At 37.8% G+C, this 18,540-nt stretch carries 19 protein-coding genes and 1 pseudogene; 6 read left to right on the top strand and 14 right to left on the bottom strand.

Annotation, left to right across the window (positions count from 1 at the left end):
- Positions 1–28: 28 nt before the first annotated feature.
- The 5 genes from CEF19_RS14955 to CEF19_RS14935 all read right to left on the bottom strand — a co-directional run bounded on the left by CEF19_RS14955 (position 29) and on the right by CEF19_RS14935 (position 2,817).
- Positions 29–247 (bottom strand): DUF1540 domain-containing protein, encoded by a 219-nt coding sequence (locus CEF19_RS14955; protein ID WP_100406788.1) that lies wholly within the window; start codon positions 245–247, stop codon positions 29–31.
- A gap of 76 nt (positions 248–323) precedes the next feature.
- Positions 324–626, bottom strand: coding sequence for a hypothetical protein (locus CEF19_RS14950; protein WP_100406787.1), 303 nt, complete (start codon positions 624–626; stop codon positions 324–326).
- A 58-nt stretch (positions 627–684) separates the two neighbouring features.
- Complete coding sequence (locus CEF19_RS14945) at positions 685–1,098, bottom strand: Fur family transcriptional regulator (protein ID WP_100406786.1); 414 nt, start codon at positions 1,096–1,098, stop codon at positions 685–687.
- Between the two features lie 77 nt (positions 1,099–1,175).
- Positions 1,176–2,039 (bottom strand): metal ABC transporter permease, encoded by an 864-nt coding sequence (locus CEF19_RS14940; RefSeq protein WP_100406785.1) that lies wholly within the window; start codon positions 2,037–2,039, stop codon positions 1,176–1,178.
- Position 2,040: 1 nt separating this feature from the next.
- Positions 2,041–2,817 (bottom strand): metal ABC transporter ATP-binding protein, encoded by a 777-nt coding sequence (locus CEF19_RS14935; RefSeq protein ID WP_100406784.1) that lies wholly within the window; start codon positions 2,815–2,817, stop codon positions 2,041–2,043.
- A 176-nt stretch (positions 2,818–2,993) separates the two neighbouring features.
- Between CEF19_RS14935 and ppx the strand changes: the two genes are divergently transcribed.
- Entirely contained in the window at positions 2,994–4,559 is a 1,566-nt protein-coding gene (ppx, locus tag CEF19_RS14930) for an exopolyphosphatase (protein ID WP_100406783.1), read from the top strand.
- A 62-nt stretch (positions 4,560–4,621) separates the two neighbouring features.
- On the top strand, positions 4,622–6,736 hold the full coding sequence (locus tag CEF19_RS14925; protein WP_100406782.1) for an RNA degradosome polyphosphate kinase: 2,115 nt from the start codon (positions 4,622–4,624) through the stop codon (positions 6,734–6,736).
- A 113-nt stretch (positions 6,737–6,849) separates the two neighbouring features.
- Here CEF19_RS14925 and CEF19_RS14920 read toward each other — a convergent pair whose 3' ends face one another.
- The 3 genes and pseudogenes from CEF19_RS14920 to CEF19_RS14910 form a co-directional block, all read right to left on the bottom strand.
- Positions 6,850–7,722, bottom strand: a complete 873-nt coding sequence (locus CEF19_RS14920; protein ID WP_100406781.1) for a metal ABC transporter permease — start codon at positions 7,720–7,722, stop codon at positions 6,850–6,852.
- Positions 7,722–8,466 (bottom strand): annotated as a pseudogene (locus CEF19_RS14915) (metal ABC transporter ATP-binding protein). Before CEF19_RS14915 ends, CEF19_RS14920 begins: the two are co-directional and overlap by 1 nt.
- A gap of 314 nt (positions 8,467–8,780) precedes the next feature.
- Positions 8,781–9,917, bottom strand: a complete 1,137-nt coding sequence (locus CEF19_RS14910) for a sensor histidine kinase (protein ID WP_100406780.1) — start codon at positions 9,915–9,917, stop codon at positions 8,781–8,783.
- Between the two features lie 185 nt (positions 9,918–10,102).
- Here CEF19_RS14910 and CEF19_RS14905 point away from each other — a divergent pair, with 185 nt between their 5' ends.
- Entirely contained in the window at positions 10,103–10,369 is a 267-nt protein-coding gene (locus CEF19_RS14905) for a DUF2624 family protein (RefSeq protein ID WP_100406779.1), read from the top strand.
- Between the two features lie 161 nt (positions 10,370–10,530).
- On the opposite strand, the gene CEF19_RS14900 is transcribed toward CEF19_RS14905, so the two are convergent.
- Together CEF19_RS14900 and CEF19_RS14895 are read right to left on the bottom strand one after the other, a co-directional pair.
- On the bottom strand, positions 10,531–11,427 hold the full coding sequence (locus tag CEF19_RS14900; RefSeq protein WP_100406778.1) for a deoxyribonuclease IV: 897 nt from the start codon (positions 11,425–11,427) through the stop codon (positions 10,531–10,533).
- A gap of 21 nt (positions 11,428–11,448) precedes the next feature.
- Positions 11,449–12,795 (bottom strand): DEAD/DEAH box helicase, encoded by a 1,347-nt coding sequence (locus CEF19_RS14895; protein ID WP_100406777.1) that lies wholly within the window; start codon positions 12,793–12,795, stop codon positions 11,449–11,451.
- A gap of 327 nt (positions 12,796–13,122) precedes the next feature.
- On the opposite strand from CEF19_RS14895, the gene vrrA reads away from it, so the two are divergent.
- From vrrA to CEF19_RS14880, 3 genes are all read left to right on the top strand, one after another.
- Complete coding sequence (gene vrrA / locus CEF19_RS14890) at positions 13,123–13,674, top strand: VrrA/YqfQ family protein (protein ID WP_100406776.1); 552 nt, start codon at positions 13,123–13,125, stop codon at positions 13,672–13,674.
- 115 nt (positions 13,675–13,789) lie between these two features.
- Positions 13,790–14,308 carry a CarD family transcriptional regulator gene (locus CEF19_RS14885; protein WP_100406775.1) on the top strand — a complete coding sequence of 173 codons (519 nt, stop codon included), beginning with the start codon at positions 13,790–13,792 and terminating at the stop codon, positions 14,306–14,308.
- Between the two features lie 102 nt (positions 14,309–14,410).
- Entirely contained in the window at positions 14,411–15,355 is a 945-nt protein-coding gene (locus tag CEF19_RS14880; RefSeq protein ID WP_100406774.1) for a 4-hydroxy-3-methylbut-2-enyl diphosphate reductase, read from the top strand.
- A 69-nt stretch (positions 15,356–15,424) separates the two neighbouring features.
- Here the strand turns inward: CEF19_RS14880 and CEF19_RS14875 are convergent, their stop codons facing one another.
- From CEF19_RS14875 to CEF19_RS14860, 4 genes are all read right to left on the bottom strand, one after another.
- Positions 15,425–16,546, bottom strand: coding sequence for a Nif3-like dinuclear metal center hexameric protein (locus CEF19_RS14875; protein ID WP_100406773.1), 1,122 nt, complete (start codon positions 16,544–16,546; stop codon positions 15,425–15,427).
- The gene (locus CEF19_RS14870) at positions 16,539–17,252 is read right to left on the bottom strand and encodes a tRNA (adenine(22)-N(1))-methyltransferase (RefSeq protein ID WP_100406772.1); all 714 of its coding nucleotides are present in this window, start codon (positions 17,250–17,252) and stop codon (positions 16,539–16,541) included. Before CEF19_RS14870 ends, CEF19_RS14875 begins: the two co-directional genes overlap by 8 nt.
- A gap of 189 nt (positions 17,253–17,441) precedes the next feature.
- Positions 17,442–17,819 carry a cytochrome c550 gene (cccA, locus tag CEF19_RS14865; protein ID WP_100406771.1) on the bottom strand — a complete coding sequence of 126 codons (378 nt, stop codon included), beginning with the start codon at positions 17,817–17,819 and terminating at the stop codon, positions 17,442–17,444.
- Between the two features lie 141 nt (positions 17,820–17,960).
- Complete coding sequence (locus CEF19_RS14860; RefSeq protein ID WP_100406770.1) at positions 17,961–18,506, bottom strand: hypothetical protein; 546 nt, start codon at positions 18,504–18,506, stop codon at positions 17,961–17,963.
- Between the last annotated feature and the right edge of the window lie 34 nt (positions 18,507–18,540).

The raw sequence follows: 18,540 nt of genomic DNA, 5'->3' as shown, positions 1-18,540 counted from the left end.
AGACTGGCTAATTGCCAGTCTCTTTCTATTATATTTTCGGGCGGAATGTATGACAACACGTTTCGACTCGATGATCAACCTTATCTTTATGCTCAGCTTTTCCGTAAGGCTCTTCTCCAGCTTCCATAGAAAAATCTATGTTTGCATGAGCATCAATTTCAACTAGGATGGAATCCGCTTGACAGTGGTTCCCGTCTCCCCAATAGGTGCAATTTGCAACATTACATTTAACGACTGGTTTTGCCATCTCGTCACCCCTCCCTATAAATAGGGTATGGCAAAATATCATAAACACTCATGAAAAATATTGGAGAGTCTCTCTGTTAAGTCCTTTTACGTAGCATTACTTCCATTTGTGTCTCAGCCTGTTCATAGAATGCCTTATACGCTCCTGAAGGAATTTTCAAATTTGCAGCTGCACTATCAAAAAGAGAATCATCATCTTTGCTTAAGCTATCTTTAGATGAGATTTCAAGCTTCTTCATCTCAGTGTACACATCTTTTAGAAATTTAGTGAGATATTTGGAGGCATTATTTTTTTCGAGTTTATAAATGGTAACTGACACCATTGCTTGAAACTGAACCTCTGTCATTTTATCATCATCAAACGGTTCATTATACCTCACTATCCACGTCTCCTCACTTTTGTACGAGACAACACGTCAATAAAGTTAAAAATATGTTTTAATCCCGACACTGTTCACATTTACCATAAATTTCAAACTTATGACCTATCACATCAAAATCAGGAAACTGCTCATGAATGCCATCCATTGGGCAACTATGAATATGTTTTGTCTTACCACAATCTAAACAAATTAAATGATGATGGTGTTGCGTTGTTGAACACTGAAACCGAAAACGTTTTTCGCCCTCAAGTTCGGTTGTTTCAAGAATACCTAATTCAACGAAGAGTGATAAATTTCTATAAATGGTATCAAAACTTAATCCAGGATAATCACCTTGCATGTTTTCTAAAACGTCTTTCGCTGAAATATAGCGTTTTTCATCAGCAAACAAACGTAACATATCCTCACGTTTACCTGTATACTTATAACCTTTTTCTTTCATGCGCTCTAATGCTCCAGCAACATTCATGTCTCTGCGCCCTCCGTTCACTTGCTTTCTTACATTTTACATGAGACCTACTAAAGAAACAACGAAGCAGTCCTAGTCTAAGAATCTGACCTCAAAGTTCGAGTATTGAAGTACCGTCGTAATTTCCCATAATAAATGGCGCCTAATAAAAAGAGAACAGCCAGAATAACAATTGTACCACCTGGAGCTAAATCAAGGTGGTAGGCTGCAATTAGTCCACCAATAACCGATAATTCTCCAAATATGATTGAATATATAAACATTTGCTTGAATCCTCTAGAAAGCCTCATCGCTGCTGCGACAGGTAAAGTCATTAAAGAGGAAACAAGAAGAATCCCAACAATTCTCATTGAAGCAGCAATAACGAGAGCCACCATGACAATAAATACAAAATGAATAAGTCGACGATTTATTCCAGACACAACTGCTTGTTCTTCATCAAATGATAGAAAGAATAATTCTTTATAAAATAACATAAGGACAGTTAACACAAGGACGGTAATAATTAAAATGGTCCACAAGTCAGAGCGACTAACTGCGATTACACTTCCGAATAGATAATTAAAAAGGTCGGTATTAAAACCGTCAGCAAGAGAAATAAACACAACACCCAAACCAATCCCAGCAGACAGAATAATTGGGATGGCAATTTCTTTATAGTGTTTATACACAGCTCGAAGCTTCTCAATAAACAAAGAGCCACTTACTGAAAATATAATCCCTAAATATAAAGGGTTTAATCCTTGCAAAAAGGCAACTTGTTTAGACAATAGTAAGCTTGCCGCAATACCAGCTAACGTAATATGTGATAGTGCATCTGCGATTAACGACATCCGTCTCACAACTAAAAAGACTCCTAGCATTGGAGCCAATAAGCCAATCATCATTCCAGTAAAAAGTGCATTTTGTAAAAATTCATAATGAAAAAAGGCATCTAACATATTAATGGCCCCCGTGACTATGGTTATGTGTCAGCATGTGAACATCATGGCCATAAAATTCAGACAAGTCTTTATTATCCTCAAATTCCTTTGAATTGCCGTGAAAATGTAAATGTTTATTTAAGCAAGCAACATCTGTTACATGGTCGGTCATCGCACCCATGTCATGCGTGACAAGCAATAAAGTAATTCCGTTAATCTTATTAAGTTTACTCAGCATATCATAGAAATTTCGCACACTCGAAACATCAACACCAACTGTCGGTTCATCTAAAATAAGCAATTCAGGATCGCTAACAAGTGCTCTTGCAATAAAAACCCTTTGTTGCTGACCTCCCGAGAGTTCGCCTATGTTTTGATGAATGAATTCCCCCATACCAACACTCTCGATAACTTCCTTTACCTTTTCTTTATGCCTTTTCGTTAAGAAACGAAATAAGCCAACCTTTCCATATAACCCCATCGAGACCACTTCAAATACAGTCGCAGGAAAACCCGAATTAAAACTATTTGCTTTTTGGGAGACGAACCCTATTTTATCCCAGCTTCTAAATTTATCTACAGGCTCTCCGAAGAGTTTCACCGTGCCTTTATCTGGCTTCAATAATCCCAAAATAAGTTTTATGAGCGTTGATTTACCTGACCCATTTGGGCCGACCAGGCCAAGAAATGCCCCCTTCTTTATTGGCATCGTAATTTGTTCAAGAACATTCCTTGAACTATATTGATATGAAACCTGGTTTATTTCAACGATATATTGTTGTTCCTCTATCTCCATATTAAATCCCTACTCTCTTTCAAACAGTTAAAATCAAACTAAGAATGATTACGATTTATTGCATATGAACTAATTATAATAGATTTTTCTTTTCTGTCCACCCTTTCGATTGGTGCAAGTTTGAGGAAGAAGCTGTACAATAATACCTAATATATATAAAAGGATGTGACCTTTTTATGAATCAAAAACGTTTCGCTATCATTGACATTGGTTCAAATTCAGTACGGCTAGTCATTAACTTTATTGACAGTAATGGATGCTATAAAGAGTTATATAACTTTAAAACTGTTGCTAGACTAAGTTCTCATATTAACAACCAAGGTCAATTAACACCAAAAGGCCGCGATATTATAGTTGAAACACTCCACCGTTTTAAACATGTGATTACCTATCACCGTGTGAGAGATGTAATGGCTGTGGCAACAGCTGCATTTAGAAAAGCAAGCAATCAAAAAGAAATACTTGAGCACATTAAACGTAAAGTTGGTTTCTCCATTCGGGTACTTTCTGAGAAAGAAGAAGCATTTTACGGGTATTTAGCTATCGTTAATTCCATGAGTATTAAAAATGGCATCACTGTTGATATTGGTGGAGGCAGTACAGAAATCACACTTTTTAAAAACCGTGAACTTCTGCATTACCACAGTTTCCCTTTTGGGGCAATCACTCTACAAAACCAATTTATTCAAGGTGAACAACCTACAGAAGAAGAAATGATGATGTTAGAAAAATTTATTATAGGTGAAATACGAACGTTATCTTGGCTTACATCACACGAAGAATATCCCGTAATTGGAATTGGAGGAAGTGCAAGAAATCTTTCACTTATTCATCAACGAAAATTGGACTATCCTCTTGCTGGAATGCATCAATATGAAATTCCAACAGCAGATCTCAAAGAAATTAATGAGCAATTGAAGGTTTCTTCATTCGAAGAACGCCAAAATATTGATGGGTTATCTAAAGACCGGGCAGATATTATTATTCCTGCTTCCCAAGTCATTACTTCGTTAACTGAACTTGTTGGAACAAACTCATTTATTATGAGTAGAAAAGGTCTTCGTGATGGATTATTTTATGAGAAACTTCTGCAACCAATGGAAACAAATCGGTTCCCAAACGTGGTCGAGGAGAGTTTTTATCAGCTATCACATAATTATGAAGTAAGTTTAAGTCAAGTTAATCATATTTCCCTTCTTGCATCACAGCTCTATGAACAATTCAAGTCTGCATGTCGCATCGAGCACTCTCCTGAAGAAGCAAAGCATTTACTTAAGTCGAGTGCACGTGTTTTATACATAGGTGAATTTATAAATAATGAAGCCAGTAGTCAAAATACGTTTTATTTATTAACTAATATGACGATTGAAGGAATTTCACATGAAGAGCGATTAGCGATAGCCTTTATTTCTTCCTTCCGTTCAAAAAATCAACTACAGCAAAATGCTCTCCCTTTCTCAAAGCTTCTGAAAAAGAAACAATTAAAGTTTTATGAATTTTTAGGGGCAATAATGAAGATAGCTTATAGTCTTGATTATTCACGGAGAAAAGTGATTTCAGGAATTGGACAAGCCAAACAATGTGGAGACGAGTGGATTATTCCATTCTATGTTCAAGAAGATTCACATTTTGAAGAATTGCAAACTCTCAGACATAAAAAACATCTAGAAAAAGCAATAAAGTGTCCAATACAATTTTCTTTTAAAAAAATTCAGCCTTCAAAGCATAAAATCTTAACATAAAATTTACATTGGGCTGATAAAATGTAAAGAGAGAAATCATTGATCGAAAGAAGGTGTCTCTTATGCATACTAACTCTAACACAACTGAATTAATCGATTTAAACAATCCGGCCTACTATAACAATCGTGAGTTAAGTTGGCTTGCTTTTAACGAACGCGTCCTTGAAGAAGCAATCGATGAACGGAATCCTCTTCTGGAGCGTTTGAAGTTTTTGGCGATTTTCAGCTCGAATTTAGATGAATTTTTCATGGTGCGTGTTGCTGGATTAAAAGACCAAGTCAAAGCAGGGTTTAACAAACCAGAAAATAAGGCGGGGTTTACGCCAAAGCAGCAACTCTCGAAAATCAGTGAAGGGAATCAACGATTAGTTCGTCTCCAAGATAATGTCTATTCAGAGACGCTCCTGCCAATGCTTAATCAAGAGGGGATCCAATTTCTTTCCGTTGAGGAATTAACCTCTGAACAACTGGAGTTTCTTGAACATCGTTTCAATCATTATATTTTCCCTGTTCTTACCCCAATGGCAATTGATGCCTACCGCCCGTTTCCGATGCTCTTAAATAAGAGCTTAAATTTAGCTGTTGTTCTGCGACCACAAATGGAAATGGAAAAGGACCGTCTAGCAATTGTACAAGTTCCAGCTGTTTTGACAAGGTATATTAAACTACCTTCACCAGTAGGAAAAGAACAATTTATTTTACTTGAAAATGTCATTAGTCATTTTATTCAAAGTTTATTCGCTGGATATTATGTTAAATCCGTTTCCCCTTTTCGAATTACACGAAATGCAGATATGACACTTCATGAAGAAGGCGCTCGAGATTTGCTTCGTGAGATTGAAAAGGAATTGAAAAAGCGCAGATGGGGAGCCGCAGTTCGTCTTGAAATGCAAGATGGACTGATGGATCAAAACGTTTTAAACCTACTTCTCGACGTCCTAGAAATTCATAAGGGCGACGTTTATTCTTTAAATGGTCCAATTGATTTAACATTCTTGTTCCGGTTATACGGACAGTTATCCGAGGAATATGAACATCTCGCCAATGAGACACTTATTCCTCAACCACCTGAGGATTTACTAGATGAAGAAAATATTTTCGAGGCAATTTTAAAACGTGATTTATTATTTCATCATCCTTACGAATCATTTCAACCTGTTGTTGATTTTATTTCACAAGCGGCAGATGATCCAAATGTACTCGCAATTAAACAAACGCTCTACCGAGTAAGTGGTGATTCGCCAATTATTGATTCTCTAGGGCGCGCTGCTGAAAAAGGTAAACAAGTGACTGTTTTAGTTGAATTAAAAGCTAGATTTGACGAAGAAAATAATATTCAATGGGCCAAAAAACTTGAAAAATCTGGTGTCCATGTTATTTATGGAATTACTTCATTAAAGACTCATAGTAAGATTACCCTTATCGTCAGACACGAACGAGATCAAATTCAACGCTTTGTACATCTTGGTACAGGAAATTATAATGATTCAACAGCTAAGCTTTATACGGATATGGGCTTATTAACAGCAGATGAGCTGTTTGGAATTGATGCAACCAATTTCTTTAATCATCTTAGCGGGTACAGCGAGGAGCCTAAACGTCACCATCTTTCAACAGCTCCGTTCGAAATTCGAGCTCGTTTCCTCGATTTAATCGAAGAAGAAATCGAGAGCCATAAAAAGCATGGAAACGGTTATATTATCGCAAAAATGAACTCACTTACCGATAAACCTATCATTTTAAAACTCTACGAAGCATCTCAAGCTGGGGTGAAAATAGACTTGATTGTTCGTGGTATTTGTTGCTTACGTCCTGGCATACGTGGTGTTAGTGAAAATATTATTGTACGAAGTATTGTGGACAGATTTTTGGAACACAGCCGAATTTTTTATTTTTATGACGGTGGTAAAGAAAAATTATTCTTTTCATCCGCGGATTGGATGACTCGAAATATGGAGAAACGGATTGAAATCCTATTTCCAATTTTTGATGAAACCATTAAAAAACGAATCCGACATATATTAGATATTTCTCTTAAAGACAATATGAAAGCTCGTGAGCAAAGTTCTGATGGAACCTATCATTATGTAGAAAGACCTCCCTTTGAACAACCCATTCAAAGCCAACTTCAGTTTTATGAAATGGTTAGTCGCCATCTTAATCATGAAGAGGATTAAGAAATGAAAAAGGTTTTTGAGCAAGCGGCAACCTCTCCACATGTTGTGCGTCTGCTCATTGCTTCAAGGGCACTGAAAATGGTACGATTTTCAGTGCCCTCTTAAAGAGTGGATTATGATGGTTCATTTTGTACACGCCTTGCCCGAATATATCTTGTAATAATCCCCTGCTTTGGTGAAAAGAAGAAAGCTAACCCAAACATGAAGGAAGCAACTAATACAATTGACGCTCCCGATGCCACATCGTAAATGACGGAAAAGTAAATTCCAACGATTGCTGATACTACACCAAATAGTGCTGAAAGTGATAGCATAATTGGTAATCTGTCTGTTAATAAGTAAGCCGTTGCCCCAGGTGTGATTAACATTGCAACCACTAATACAATTCCCACGGTTTTCAATGAAGCAACGGTAACAAGTGAGAGCAGCAACATTAAAACATAATGAATAAGATTTACTGGAATTCCTGTAGCCTTTGCCATTATCGGATCAAACGTACTAATAAGTAACGGTCTGTAAAAAATAAAAATTACGATTAAGACAAACGCGCCAATTCCGAGCGTGACCCATAAATCTGTTCTTGAAACAGCGAGAACATTTCCAAACAGAATATGCCATAAATCTACCCCAGTTCCTCTTAAGCCAGTTATGAGCACAATACCTAATGCGAACGCGGCTGTGAACATAATCCCAATTGCTGAATCGTCTTTAATCCGACTGTTTTGTGCGACATAGCCAATTGATAAAGCGGTTAAAACTCCCGTGATAACCGCGCCAACAAAAAAGTGCGTCCCAAGCATATAAGCAATGACCACACCTGGAAGAACAGCATGGGAAATCGCATCTCCCATTAATGCCATTCCTCTTAAAATAATAAAGCAACCAATTACTCCACAAATAATTCCTACCAAAATCGCAGCAATTAATCCTTGCTGTAAATAAGAATATTGAAAGACTTGGTCTAGAAAAAAAGAAATATTATTCATTAACTATTCACCACCATTACCTCATCTTTTTGTCCAAAGAATGTCATATTACCTTTATATGTTTCTGATAAAATATCTGGTTTGTATACTTGCTCAACTTGACCGAACTTGATTAACTCTTTATTGATTAAAATCAAATTGTCAAAATATTGCTCAACTTTACTCAAATCGTGGTGGACGACAAACACCGTCTTATCTTCACTACGCAATTTGCGTAACAAATTTATGATGATTTCTTCGGAGGTGACATCTATTCCAACGAATGGTTCATCTAAGAAGAAAATATCAGCTTCCTGAGTTAAAGCTCTAGCGATAAATACTCGTTGCTGTTGACCTCCAGACAGCTCCCCAATTTGCTTTTTTCGAAAATCAAGCATCCCTACCTTTTCTAAAGACTCCTGAACGACAGCCCTGTCTCGATTACTAGCACGTTTATACCAGGGAATGCGGTTATAGCGGCCCATTAAAACAACATCTTCAACAAGGACAGGAAAATCCCAATCTATTTGATTTCGTTGGGGAACATAGGAAATTCTATGACGGACATTCTTTATATTCTGTTACAGCACCTCAACCTTCCCCTTAGATTTTTCTAAGCCGAGAATTGCTTTTACTAAAGCCTGCCCCATTTGGTCCAATTATGCCTACTAAACTAGGTGTCTCCACTGCGAAACTCACATTTTTTATTGCTTGATGATTTTCGTAAAAAACAGATAATTGATTTACCTCAACAATCTTACTCATTGATGTCCTCCTCCATTTTCTATAATTGCATTCGACAAAATATTTTGCCCGCAGGCAACTTTTAATTAGATTTATAGACTTATTACGTGGACACAAATATATTTTCAATATTTATTTTATGGTTATCATATGAAATAGGTGAAAAATAGCACTAGAGAACAAGAGTTGCCCTAAGGAAACCTTTGTTCATTTGTGCAATTATAGCTGTTCATATTTCGTTTGTAAATAAGAAAATTGTCTCTGATGCAATTCCAAAAAGCAATTCACCTCCAGTGAAGCACATAAAAAAAGCCTCTGCACCTGCAAAGACCTTTTTACTTGAATAATGGTAATGAAAGACTAACAGTTGTTCCTACATTATATTTGCTTTTAATTTGAAACGTACCACCATGATTTTCTATAATTTTTTTACAAAGGGGTATTCCTATTCCTGTTCCTTTTTCCTTCGTGGTAAAAAAGGGTTTCCCTAATTGATTTAGCACTTCCTCGGGTATCCCCTTACCATTATCATGAACGTGAATATAATATTCTGTTTCATCAACCTCTGTCTCTATCCAAAAACAACGATTTGTATTCAGTTTACCAAATGCCTCAACCGAATTTCGAAGTAAATTTAACATCACTTGTTTAATCATTGATTCATTTACATGTACGAAAGCTGACGTTTGTTTCACATCAACAGTAAATTCCACATTGTGCAACAAACATTCTGACTTCATAATTTCCATTAATGACTCCATAATTTCACTTGGAGACTGGGGTTTTCTATCGATTTTTTTTCTTGATACAGATAAAAAGTCTTCAATAATTCCATTCATTCTATTTAACTCGGACAATATGGTATCGTAATATTTCTGAAAGTCATTTGTTAACTTTGCTAGTTGTAAAAATCCTTTTATAACTGAAAGTGGATTTCTTAATTCATGAGCCACGCCCGCTGCAATATGAGATACCGCTTCCATTTGATGATGAAACGTTAAAAGATTTTCAAATTGCTTTTGTAAGGAACGGTCTTCCAACATAACGTATGCGGCATTTCCATTTAGTGTAGGAAGTGTACGAATACGAATGAGAGAATCCTCCTCTTCAATTAGACCTTCCTGAACACTATTTGTTTGAAAGGCTACCTCCATACTATTTCTAATGACAGTAAACTGAGAAGAGTGTTGTTCTAATTCACCTAAAGTACTGTTACTGGAAAATACTTCCTCACTTACATCCAATAAGTCAAATACAGAAAGACTCCAATTTACTACATTCATTTGACTGTCTACTTTTAGGAATGGTATCCCTAGCTCTTCAATATAATATGTAAGTTCATCGGTTGTCGACGAATTTTCGTTGGACAATATCGATTGAATATTTTCTTTATTTACCGGTAAAATCGAGTTTACTGACATTGTACTTCTCCCTTTAGGGGCAGCTTGTTCAATTATCTGTCTCTTATCCATAAAGCCCCTCCCATCAATGCTTTTCCTCAAACCGTTTAGTCTGCAATTACCTTTACTCAAAACCCTACATAAACTATCCTTCTAAGTGATATTCGAGGATTGTTGTTCATTTCCTTTTTTTTCGCACAAATTTCTCCGTGATTTCATAGAATGTAGCATCTTGATTTTTAAAAAGGAGTGCTTTCATGAACTCTATCATGCAGCAACTTATTAATCAAAAGGTCAATTCAATTTCACCCCAAGATTTACTTAGTTTGGCATCTCAGCATAAAGTTTCAATCACAATGGATCAAGCTAATGACGTCGTAGCTATTCTCCGTTCAGAAAAAATTGATATAGCAAATCAAGAACAAGTTCACCGCTTACTTAATCGTTTGCAAACAGAAATTGACCCATATGTATCCAAAGTTGTGACTCAACTTCTGGATCAATTTAGTCATTATTTAACGTAATTCATTGATTATCTAAATAGTGCATGTTCAAAAAGGGGTTTCCTTTTTTTGAACATGCACTTGCAATGAGCGACTCCCTTAGTAGCCATTGCTTTTTAACTATATTTTCTAACACACATTAAAAGAAACTAGATTTGGAAATATTCCCAAATCTAGTTTCTTTATAGTGCTAAAATTTTGTCTCGAAGCGTCTCATCAAACTCTCCAGCTTTTAGCATTAAAATCTCATGATAGTATGGAGGTCTTTTATCTTTCTTATCTTCTCCAACAAATGGTGTTTCAAGAATTTTTGGAACATCCTTTAGCTGAGGATGATGGACAATATAGTGAAGGGCTTTAAATCCAATATGACCAAAACCAATATTCTCATGACGGTCTTTGGATGCCCCGCGCTCATTTTTACTATCATTAATATGAAGAACTCTCAGACGCTTAATTCCGATTAACCGATCAAATTTGTCTAATACCGCGTCAAAGTCATCAACAATATTATACCCAGCATCATGCGTGTGACACGTATCAAAGCAAACTGATAACCGCTCATTATGTGTAACCCCATCAATTATCGCGGCAAGTTCTTCGAAAGTACGACCACATTCCGTTCCTTTTCCTGCCATGGTCTCAAGAGCTATCTGTACATCATTTTTTGTTTGAAGTACTTCGTTTAACCCTTCAATAATTTTAGCAATTCCAGCCTCTGTCCCGGCCCCAACATGAGCACCGGGATGGAGAACAATTTGTTTAGAACCCAAGGCTTCCGTACGTTCAATTTCTGAACGAAGGAAGTTCACACCTAGTTCAAATGTTTCTGGTTTTGTCGTATTCCCAATATTAATTATATACGGAGCATGCACGACAATATCCTTCATTTCATGGGCTTTCATATGAGCTAGACCTGCTTCAATATTTAATTCCTCAATCGGCTTTCTTCTCGTGTTTTGGGGAGCCCCCGTGTAAATCATAAAGGTGGATGCCCCGTAAGAAGCGGCTTCTTCACTAGCACCTTCTAACATCTTCTTTCCATTCATTGATACATGTGAACCAATTTTTACAGTCAATGTTTCTCTCTCCCTTACCTGCTACTTCTTATCCCGTGAAGAAATGCGGCGCTGACGTTGTGCTTCCTTCGCTTGTTTGAAGCGAGCTTTTTTCTTGTATGCGGGTTTTACTCTCTTTGGTTTTGCAACAGCTTTTCCTGAAGAGGATGGCGTCCCTTTCTTTTCTGTGCCTTTAGAAGTAGACACCGAGCGACGTTTACCAGGAAGACCAATTGGAGGTTTATCTAACTTGTTCCATTCCCCTTTTTTAAAGTCATAATACGTAAATCGAATGCCTCGTTTTGTTAGTTTCTCAATGGATTGTTGGTCTGCTAAATCATAAATCGTGTAAGCTATCCCGTCCATGCCCGCCCGACCAGTTCGACCAACTCGGTGAATATAGAAATCTAAATCTTTGGGTAAACCAAAATTTATAATATGTGTTACGCCTTTTACATCAAGGCCACGAGCAGCCAAATCTGTAGCGACTAAATACTGTATCTTCACTTCTTGCACAAGCTTCATCACTTGCTTACGCTCTCTCGGCTGTAACCCACCATGAATCCGTTCAACATTTAATCCAGCTTCAAGCATTGAGTTAGTCACCTCATCCGCTTGTTCTTTCGTATTCGTGAAAATGATCGCAAAATAAGGATTTAAGGATTTTGCTAATTCAACAACAAACGAAAGCCTGTCCCGATGACGTAGTGGTACAATACGGTGCTCTATTTTAGTTGCCGTTACATATTTTGGTTCAACATGAACATGTCTTGGGTCATTCATGTATTTTTTCAAAAATGGTTGGAGCTTTTCTGGGATCGTTGCAGAGAATACCATTATTTGCAAATTCTCAGCCATTCGGGCTGCAACTTTATCGACATCAGCAATAAACCCCATATCAAGCATTTGATCTGCTTCATCGATAACCAGCATCTTTGCAGTATAGACCAGTAACGCTTTATCTTCCATTAAGTCACCAATTCGTCCAGCAGTCCCAACAACAATATGAGGCTGAACTTTTAATTTATCTGCTGAACGAGCGCGATCCGTCCCGCCAACTAAAAGCTTGGCTTGAATTAACGCCTCTGAAGGACAATGTTCGAGTAATTTATTTAATTCATTAAATAATTGAGTTGCTAGTTCACGCGTTGGTGCTGTTATAACCGCTTGTACTTCATTTTTTTCTGGTTCAATCCGGTCAAGAATTGGCAACAGAAATGAAAGGGTTTTTCCCGTTCCTGTTTGGGATTGACCGATTACATCCTTCCCATTACGGATTGCTGGGATTAAACGTTCTTGAATTTCTGTTGGCAATGTAAAACCTTGTTTTGCTAATGCTTCAATAAGGAAAGGTTTTAGTTCAAACCGCTTAAAATTATCTGAGTTCATTTTATACTCCTACTTTCGTCCGAATCTATGTCGTGCAATAGTTCATTTTAGCATAAATTGTAACATAAAGGCTAACCCTCATATATTACTTCTCCAATCATTTGATGGAAAGGCACATCTATATCCTTATCCTGAGTTAACAGCACCTTTTTTATGAACTTGGCATATAGGTATCTTAAAGGAAATTTACTAAGAAAAGCTGTGCAGTGTTTTTCTTAGTGCAGTCAGGGTTTTGTTGCTTCAATTCAATCCTTTATGAGAGTTACTTTTATGAAGTATTGGCAACCAAAACACCGCTGTCACCATTTCTAGAAAGGAGAACCTCATATGCAACATTATATGGGCCCGCCTCTTGGCCCGCTTCCGATGCAACCTACGCAATTTCTGCAGCCTTCGATGTTTCAAGGAATGCCTATGAATGCGATGGGAGGGTTTAACCCTGCTTTAGCTCAAGGCAGTTCTGGAATTGCACGAGGCGGTGGTGGTCTACTCGCTCGTTTATTCGGTGGAGCTTTAAATCCTAGTTCAGCAGCTACATTTACTGGTGGTTTAAATCCAGGCGCTAGCACTGGTTTATCTGGTCTGAACTTTGCCTCAATGCTTCAAAACACACAACGAGTGCTTGGGATAACTCAACAGGTGGTACCAATGGTTCAACAATACGGACCCCTTATTAGAAATATGCCTGCAATTTGGAGAATTATGAGAAGTAGTGACCAATCTGAATCAGAAGACACTACTCCCTCTAGCGAAAACGATGAACCAGTCGTACCAGTTGCCATCGCAGATGAGACACAACTAGCAGAAAGGAATGTTGAAAGTCGCCCCTCAAAAAAAGAGACATTTAACGGGATACCCGCTCCGAAAATTTATATTTAAAAATATACGTCTTTTAAGATTTTTTAATTGACAACATTCGACTCTGAATAGTACAATTTTATTTTTGATTAAATTTATGTTATAATAAGGGTATTACTCGATTGGAGGAATGCCCATGTTTAAAGTTGGTGACCACGTAGTCTATCCTTACCACGGTGCTGGAACTATTCAGGATATTGAAGAAAAGGATGTGTTAGGGGAAACACACTCTTATTTCATTCTTCACTTCCCACTTGTGGATGTAAAACTAATGCTCCCAGAAAATCGAATTGATGATTCTGGATTACGTAAGGTTATTGATCAGGCAGACCTGAGTGAACTTATAGAAGCCCTTCAGAATGGTCCTGATATTCCGCCTTCTACAAGTCATTTCTCTCGCGAAACTGAAAACCTTTTGAAAAGTGGTAGCATAATTGATGCAGCCCATTTAATTTGTTCACTTTCTAGAAAACAAGCGGAACGAGCAAATGGACTTCATATTCAAGACCGAAATCATTTACAAAAGGCACGCCAAATGATTGCAAGTGAGCTTGTCTTAATGAATGACATGACGGAAGAGCAAGCTTACGAATTTATAGACACTACCTTGCTTGAATTGAAAGCGAGCGCGAGCACGAATACAAATACAAACTAAGCATTTTCGTTGTAAGTCTTTCTTCTCTCCTTTATAATATAGGACGGAAACCAAGCTCCTGTTTCAGTTGAAACAGGGGCTCTCATTATAGGAGGTCCTTTCATGAATGTGACTAAAATCTCCCCCCGTGGCTATTGTTATGGGGTTGTAGATGCTATGGTACTTGCAAGACAAGCTGCTCAAAATTTAGATTTACCACGTCCTATTTATATTTTAGGAATGATCGTTCATAATCAACATGTAACCAATGCATTTGAAAACGATGGGATTATCTCTCTTGATGGTCCGAATCGTGTTGAAATTTTAAAGAAGGTAGAAAAGGGTACCGTTATTTTTACAGCTCATGGTGTCTCACCTGAAGTTCGAAAACTTGCTAAAGAAAAAGGCTTAACTGTTGTTGATGCCACATGCCCCGATGTAACGAGAACTCATGATTTAATTCGGGATAAGGAAGCAGAAGGCTATAAAATCATTTATGTTGGAAAAAAAGGTCACCCAGAGCCAGAAGGAGCAATTGGGGTAGCACCAGAGGCCGTTCACCTTGTAGAATCCGTTGAAGATGTAGAAAGACTTAAATTATTAGATAATGATAAAATCATTATTACAAACCAAACAACGATGAGTCAATGGGACGTATCAGAAATTATGAAAAAGGCAATGGAACGCTATCCAAGTGCAGAAGTTCATAACGAGATTTGCTTAGCGACTCAAGTTCGACAAGAAGCCGTTGCAGAGCAGGCAAAGGAATGTGACCTCGTCATTGTGGTTGGAGACCCTAAAAGTAATAACTCGAACCGCTTAGCTCAAGTCTCTGAGCAAATTGCCGGAACAAAGGCATATCGAATCGGTGATTTATCCGAATTAGATTTAGAATGGCTACAAGGAGTAGAAACAGTTGGGGTTACTTCAGGTGCTTCAACGCCTACTCCAATTACAAAAGAAGTCATTACATTCCTCGAAAAATATGAAGCAACCGATGAGAGTACGTGGGGCCGTGAACAAATGGTAAAACTTGATAAGATTTTACCAAAAGTAAAAATAAAATAGTGCCACCCCCAAGCCCAAATATCTAAAACCCCCAACTGATTTTCAACTCATCTGTTGGGGGTTTATTTTTCAAATAAAATGAAATGGATCAGTATGAACAGCAGAAGCGATAACCTCCGTATCATATCCCTTCTCTTTCACAAATTTCTGCAAATACAGCTGTACCCCTCTCTTCATGACTTTCTCGACATTATGACCTGGATCGACAATCTTTAATCCATCCATCATTGCATCGTGCGCAACATGATAATATACATCTCCAGTTACAAACACATCTGCTCCCTTGAAAAGAGCATGTGACATATACTTGTTGCCATCCCCACCTAAAACGGCTACTTTATTTATCTTTTCTGAAAGATTTCCTACCACACGGGCACCCTTGACATCAAAAGCAATTTTTACGTGTTCAGCAAAATCAGCTAAGGTCATCTCTTCTGGCAAATGGCCGATTCGCCCAAGCCCGAGAACGCTACCTTTATTATCCAAATGGTAAATATCATATGCAGGCTCCTCATATGGATGAGACTTAAGTATCGCCGCTACCACACGATTTTGTAAGTGAGCAGGAATAATCGTTTCTATTTTCGTCTCTTCTACCACCTCAAGTTTACCTGATGCCCCAATGAACGGCGAAGCATCGGCTTCAGGACGAAACATACCATTACCTTCAGTCGTAAAAGCACAGTCTCGGTAAGCCCCTATATGACCTGCCCCCGCATTTCCAATTGCTTCTTGAACTTGCTGCTTATGCGTATTAGGCACAAATACAACAAGCTTCTTTAGAGACTCGGTTTCTGTTGGTACAAGGACCTTTGTATCAAGTAAACCAAGGGCTTCTGCCATCATGTCATTTACACCGCCCGTGGCGACATCTAAATTCGTATGAGCCGCATAAATCGCCACATTATGCTTAATCGCCTTCTCTACGATGCGCCCATGTGCCGTGCTTACATCAATTTTTTTCATCGGTCTAAATATTAACGGGTGATGGGCAAGAATTAAATCTACTCCCTCGGATATGGCTTCATCGATAACGTCTTCCAAGACATCAAGCGCCACCATGACTTTTTTTACAGGCTTATTTAATGTGCCGATCATCAATCCATTTTTATCCCCCTCTAAAGCAAGTGATTTCGGCGACCATGCTTCAAAATGTTGAATTAAAGTTTGTCCATTTACAGATTTAGCCACGTAATAAAACCTCCTCAACCATATCAATTTTAATTTGAAGTTGTTTTTTCTTTTCTAAACTTGCCTCATTTGGAGTGGCTTCTTGTAACTTCTTAATAATCCGCTCCCAATTCCTTATCTCAGCTAACCACTTTTTTCTAAATGATTGATTTGGGTTATTCATGAGAAAAGGACCTAATAATAGCTTTCTTTCCCTATCCTCTTCATAAAATGAGTTATCACTCCCACGTTCGGCAACTAATACTTCGTAGATTTTTTCATCTTCCTCCAGAATTTCTTCTGATACTAATAGCCACTCATTTGAAAGTAACCATCTCCTAATATGATCAGCCGATACATTTGGTTGCAAAATTAATTTTGATACACCAGATAGTTTAGGTTTACCTTCTTCCAAAATGGATGTAATCAACCCGCCTCCCATACCTGCAATGGTAATGACATCCACTTCACCAGCCTCAATTACTTCGAGTCCATTTCCTTTACGAACTGAAATCTGTTCTGTTAATCCGACTCGTTTTACTTGATTAACAGCTGATTGATAAGGTCCCTCGTTTACTTCCCCCGCAATCGCAGTGATTGAGTTATCCCTTAGGCACAGGAAACAGGGTAAGTACGCATGATCAGACCCGATATCAGCTACCTTCACATTTGCTGGAACATACTGCGCCACTCGAATTAACCGTTCTGATAATTGTCGCTCATTCATTCTCTTCACCTTTTGTGTAGTAAGTTATCTTCATCTTATCGACTCCTTTAATAACATGCAAGCTCACAAAAAACCGCCACGAGTTGTCGGCTTTTTTTAAACCCTTGATCCTCCCTTTGGTCGGCTGGCGCCGCCAACGAGTTGGCGGCTATAGAAAAAGGCGGGGAGTTTTATACCCCCGCCTTTTGGTTATTGAGAATTTGATAATAAAAATTGTGCTATCGCGTCTGCTTCTACTGAATTTAGATTTGTTTGGGGAGGCATAGCGCCTTGTCCATTTTGAATAATCCCAGCGATTTCCTCTTGGCTATATTTCCCTTCAAGTGCAGTTAAATCAGGGCCACCTGATCCAGTTAGGTCCGCACCATGACAGGCAATACAAGATTGTCCAGCAAGCTCTTCACCAGCAGCAACCGGATCCTCAAACTCCGTTACTTCTTCTTCGGCTTCAGGCTCATCTGCGTTCATTTCTGCACGCTGATTTAAACCGACAAATGATAATGAAATCATAAGAAGGATACCGATAATAGCAGTTATAGCAAATGGTACGAGTGGTCTTCCCTTCATGTTGATGTCCTCCTTTACACGTTATGTTATTCATATAGACACGTCAACTATGTAGACGGTTAAACATTCCTTACTTATTTTACTTGAAAAATAGCTAAGTGAAAAGAGCCTAACTCTAGTTTTGCTTTTTTTGTCACTCTTTTATCGAAACCAAAAGAGAGCGAGTATAACAACACCTAATCCTCCAGCTATTGTAAAATACATCATCTTCCATTTCCAACCTATAAAAACCCATGCGCCACAATGTACAAACACGGCGCTTGCAAGCATAAATTGATTTGTATTTGTATAAGTCACAATCGCTTGCACAGTTAATAAAAATAGCAGTAAAGCACCAATAAGAAAATAAAATATACCTAATGTCCTTACAGTCATAATCGTACTTTTTGCTATAAAAAAAATGATTGTCGAAAATAAAAGAACTACCCCTATTTGCATTAGCGTCGAGAAATCAGTAAAATAAATCACAAGAACAGCTATTACTAATGAAAGTTGAACAGCAACAAATCGAAAAAGTAATCCTTTATTTACGAAAGTGGCTGTACCTTCTGGTGAAGACACTTGTTTATCTCCTTCACCTTCTGTATACAACGTTAATAAAAATTCACAATAATGTTCTGGTAAAAGCTTTGACTTCTTCCAATACTTTATTTCTTTAATAAGTGTTTCTTTTCTCTTTGGATCCATCCCTTTTCCTCCCAATATATAGGTGATGGAAAAA

Source organism: Bacillus solitudinis (genome assembly GCF_002797395.1).
Taxonomy (GTDB): Bacteria; Bacillota; Bacilli; order Bacillales; family Bacillaceae_D; genus Halalkalibacter_A; species Halalkalibacter_A solitudinis.
The sequence above is the reverse complement of the archived record's forward strand: the minus strand, read 5'-3'. Positions and strand labels throughout refer to the sequence as shown.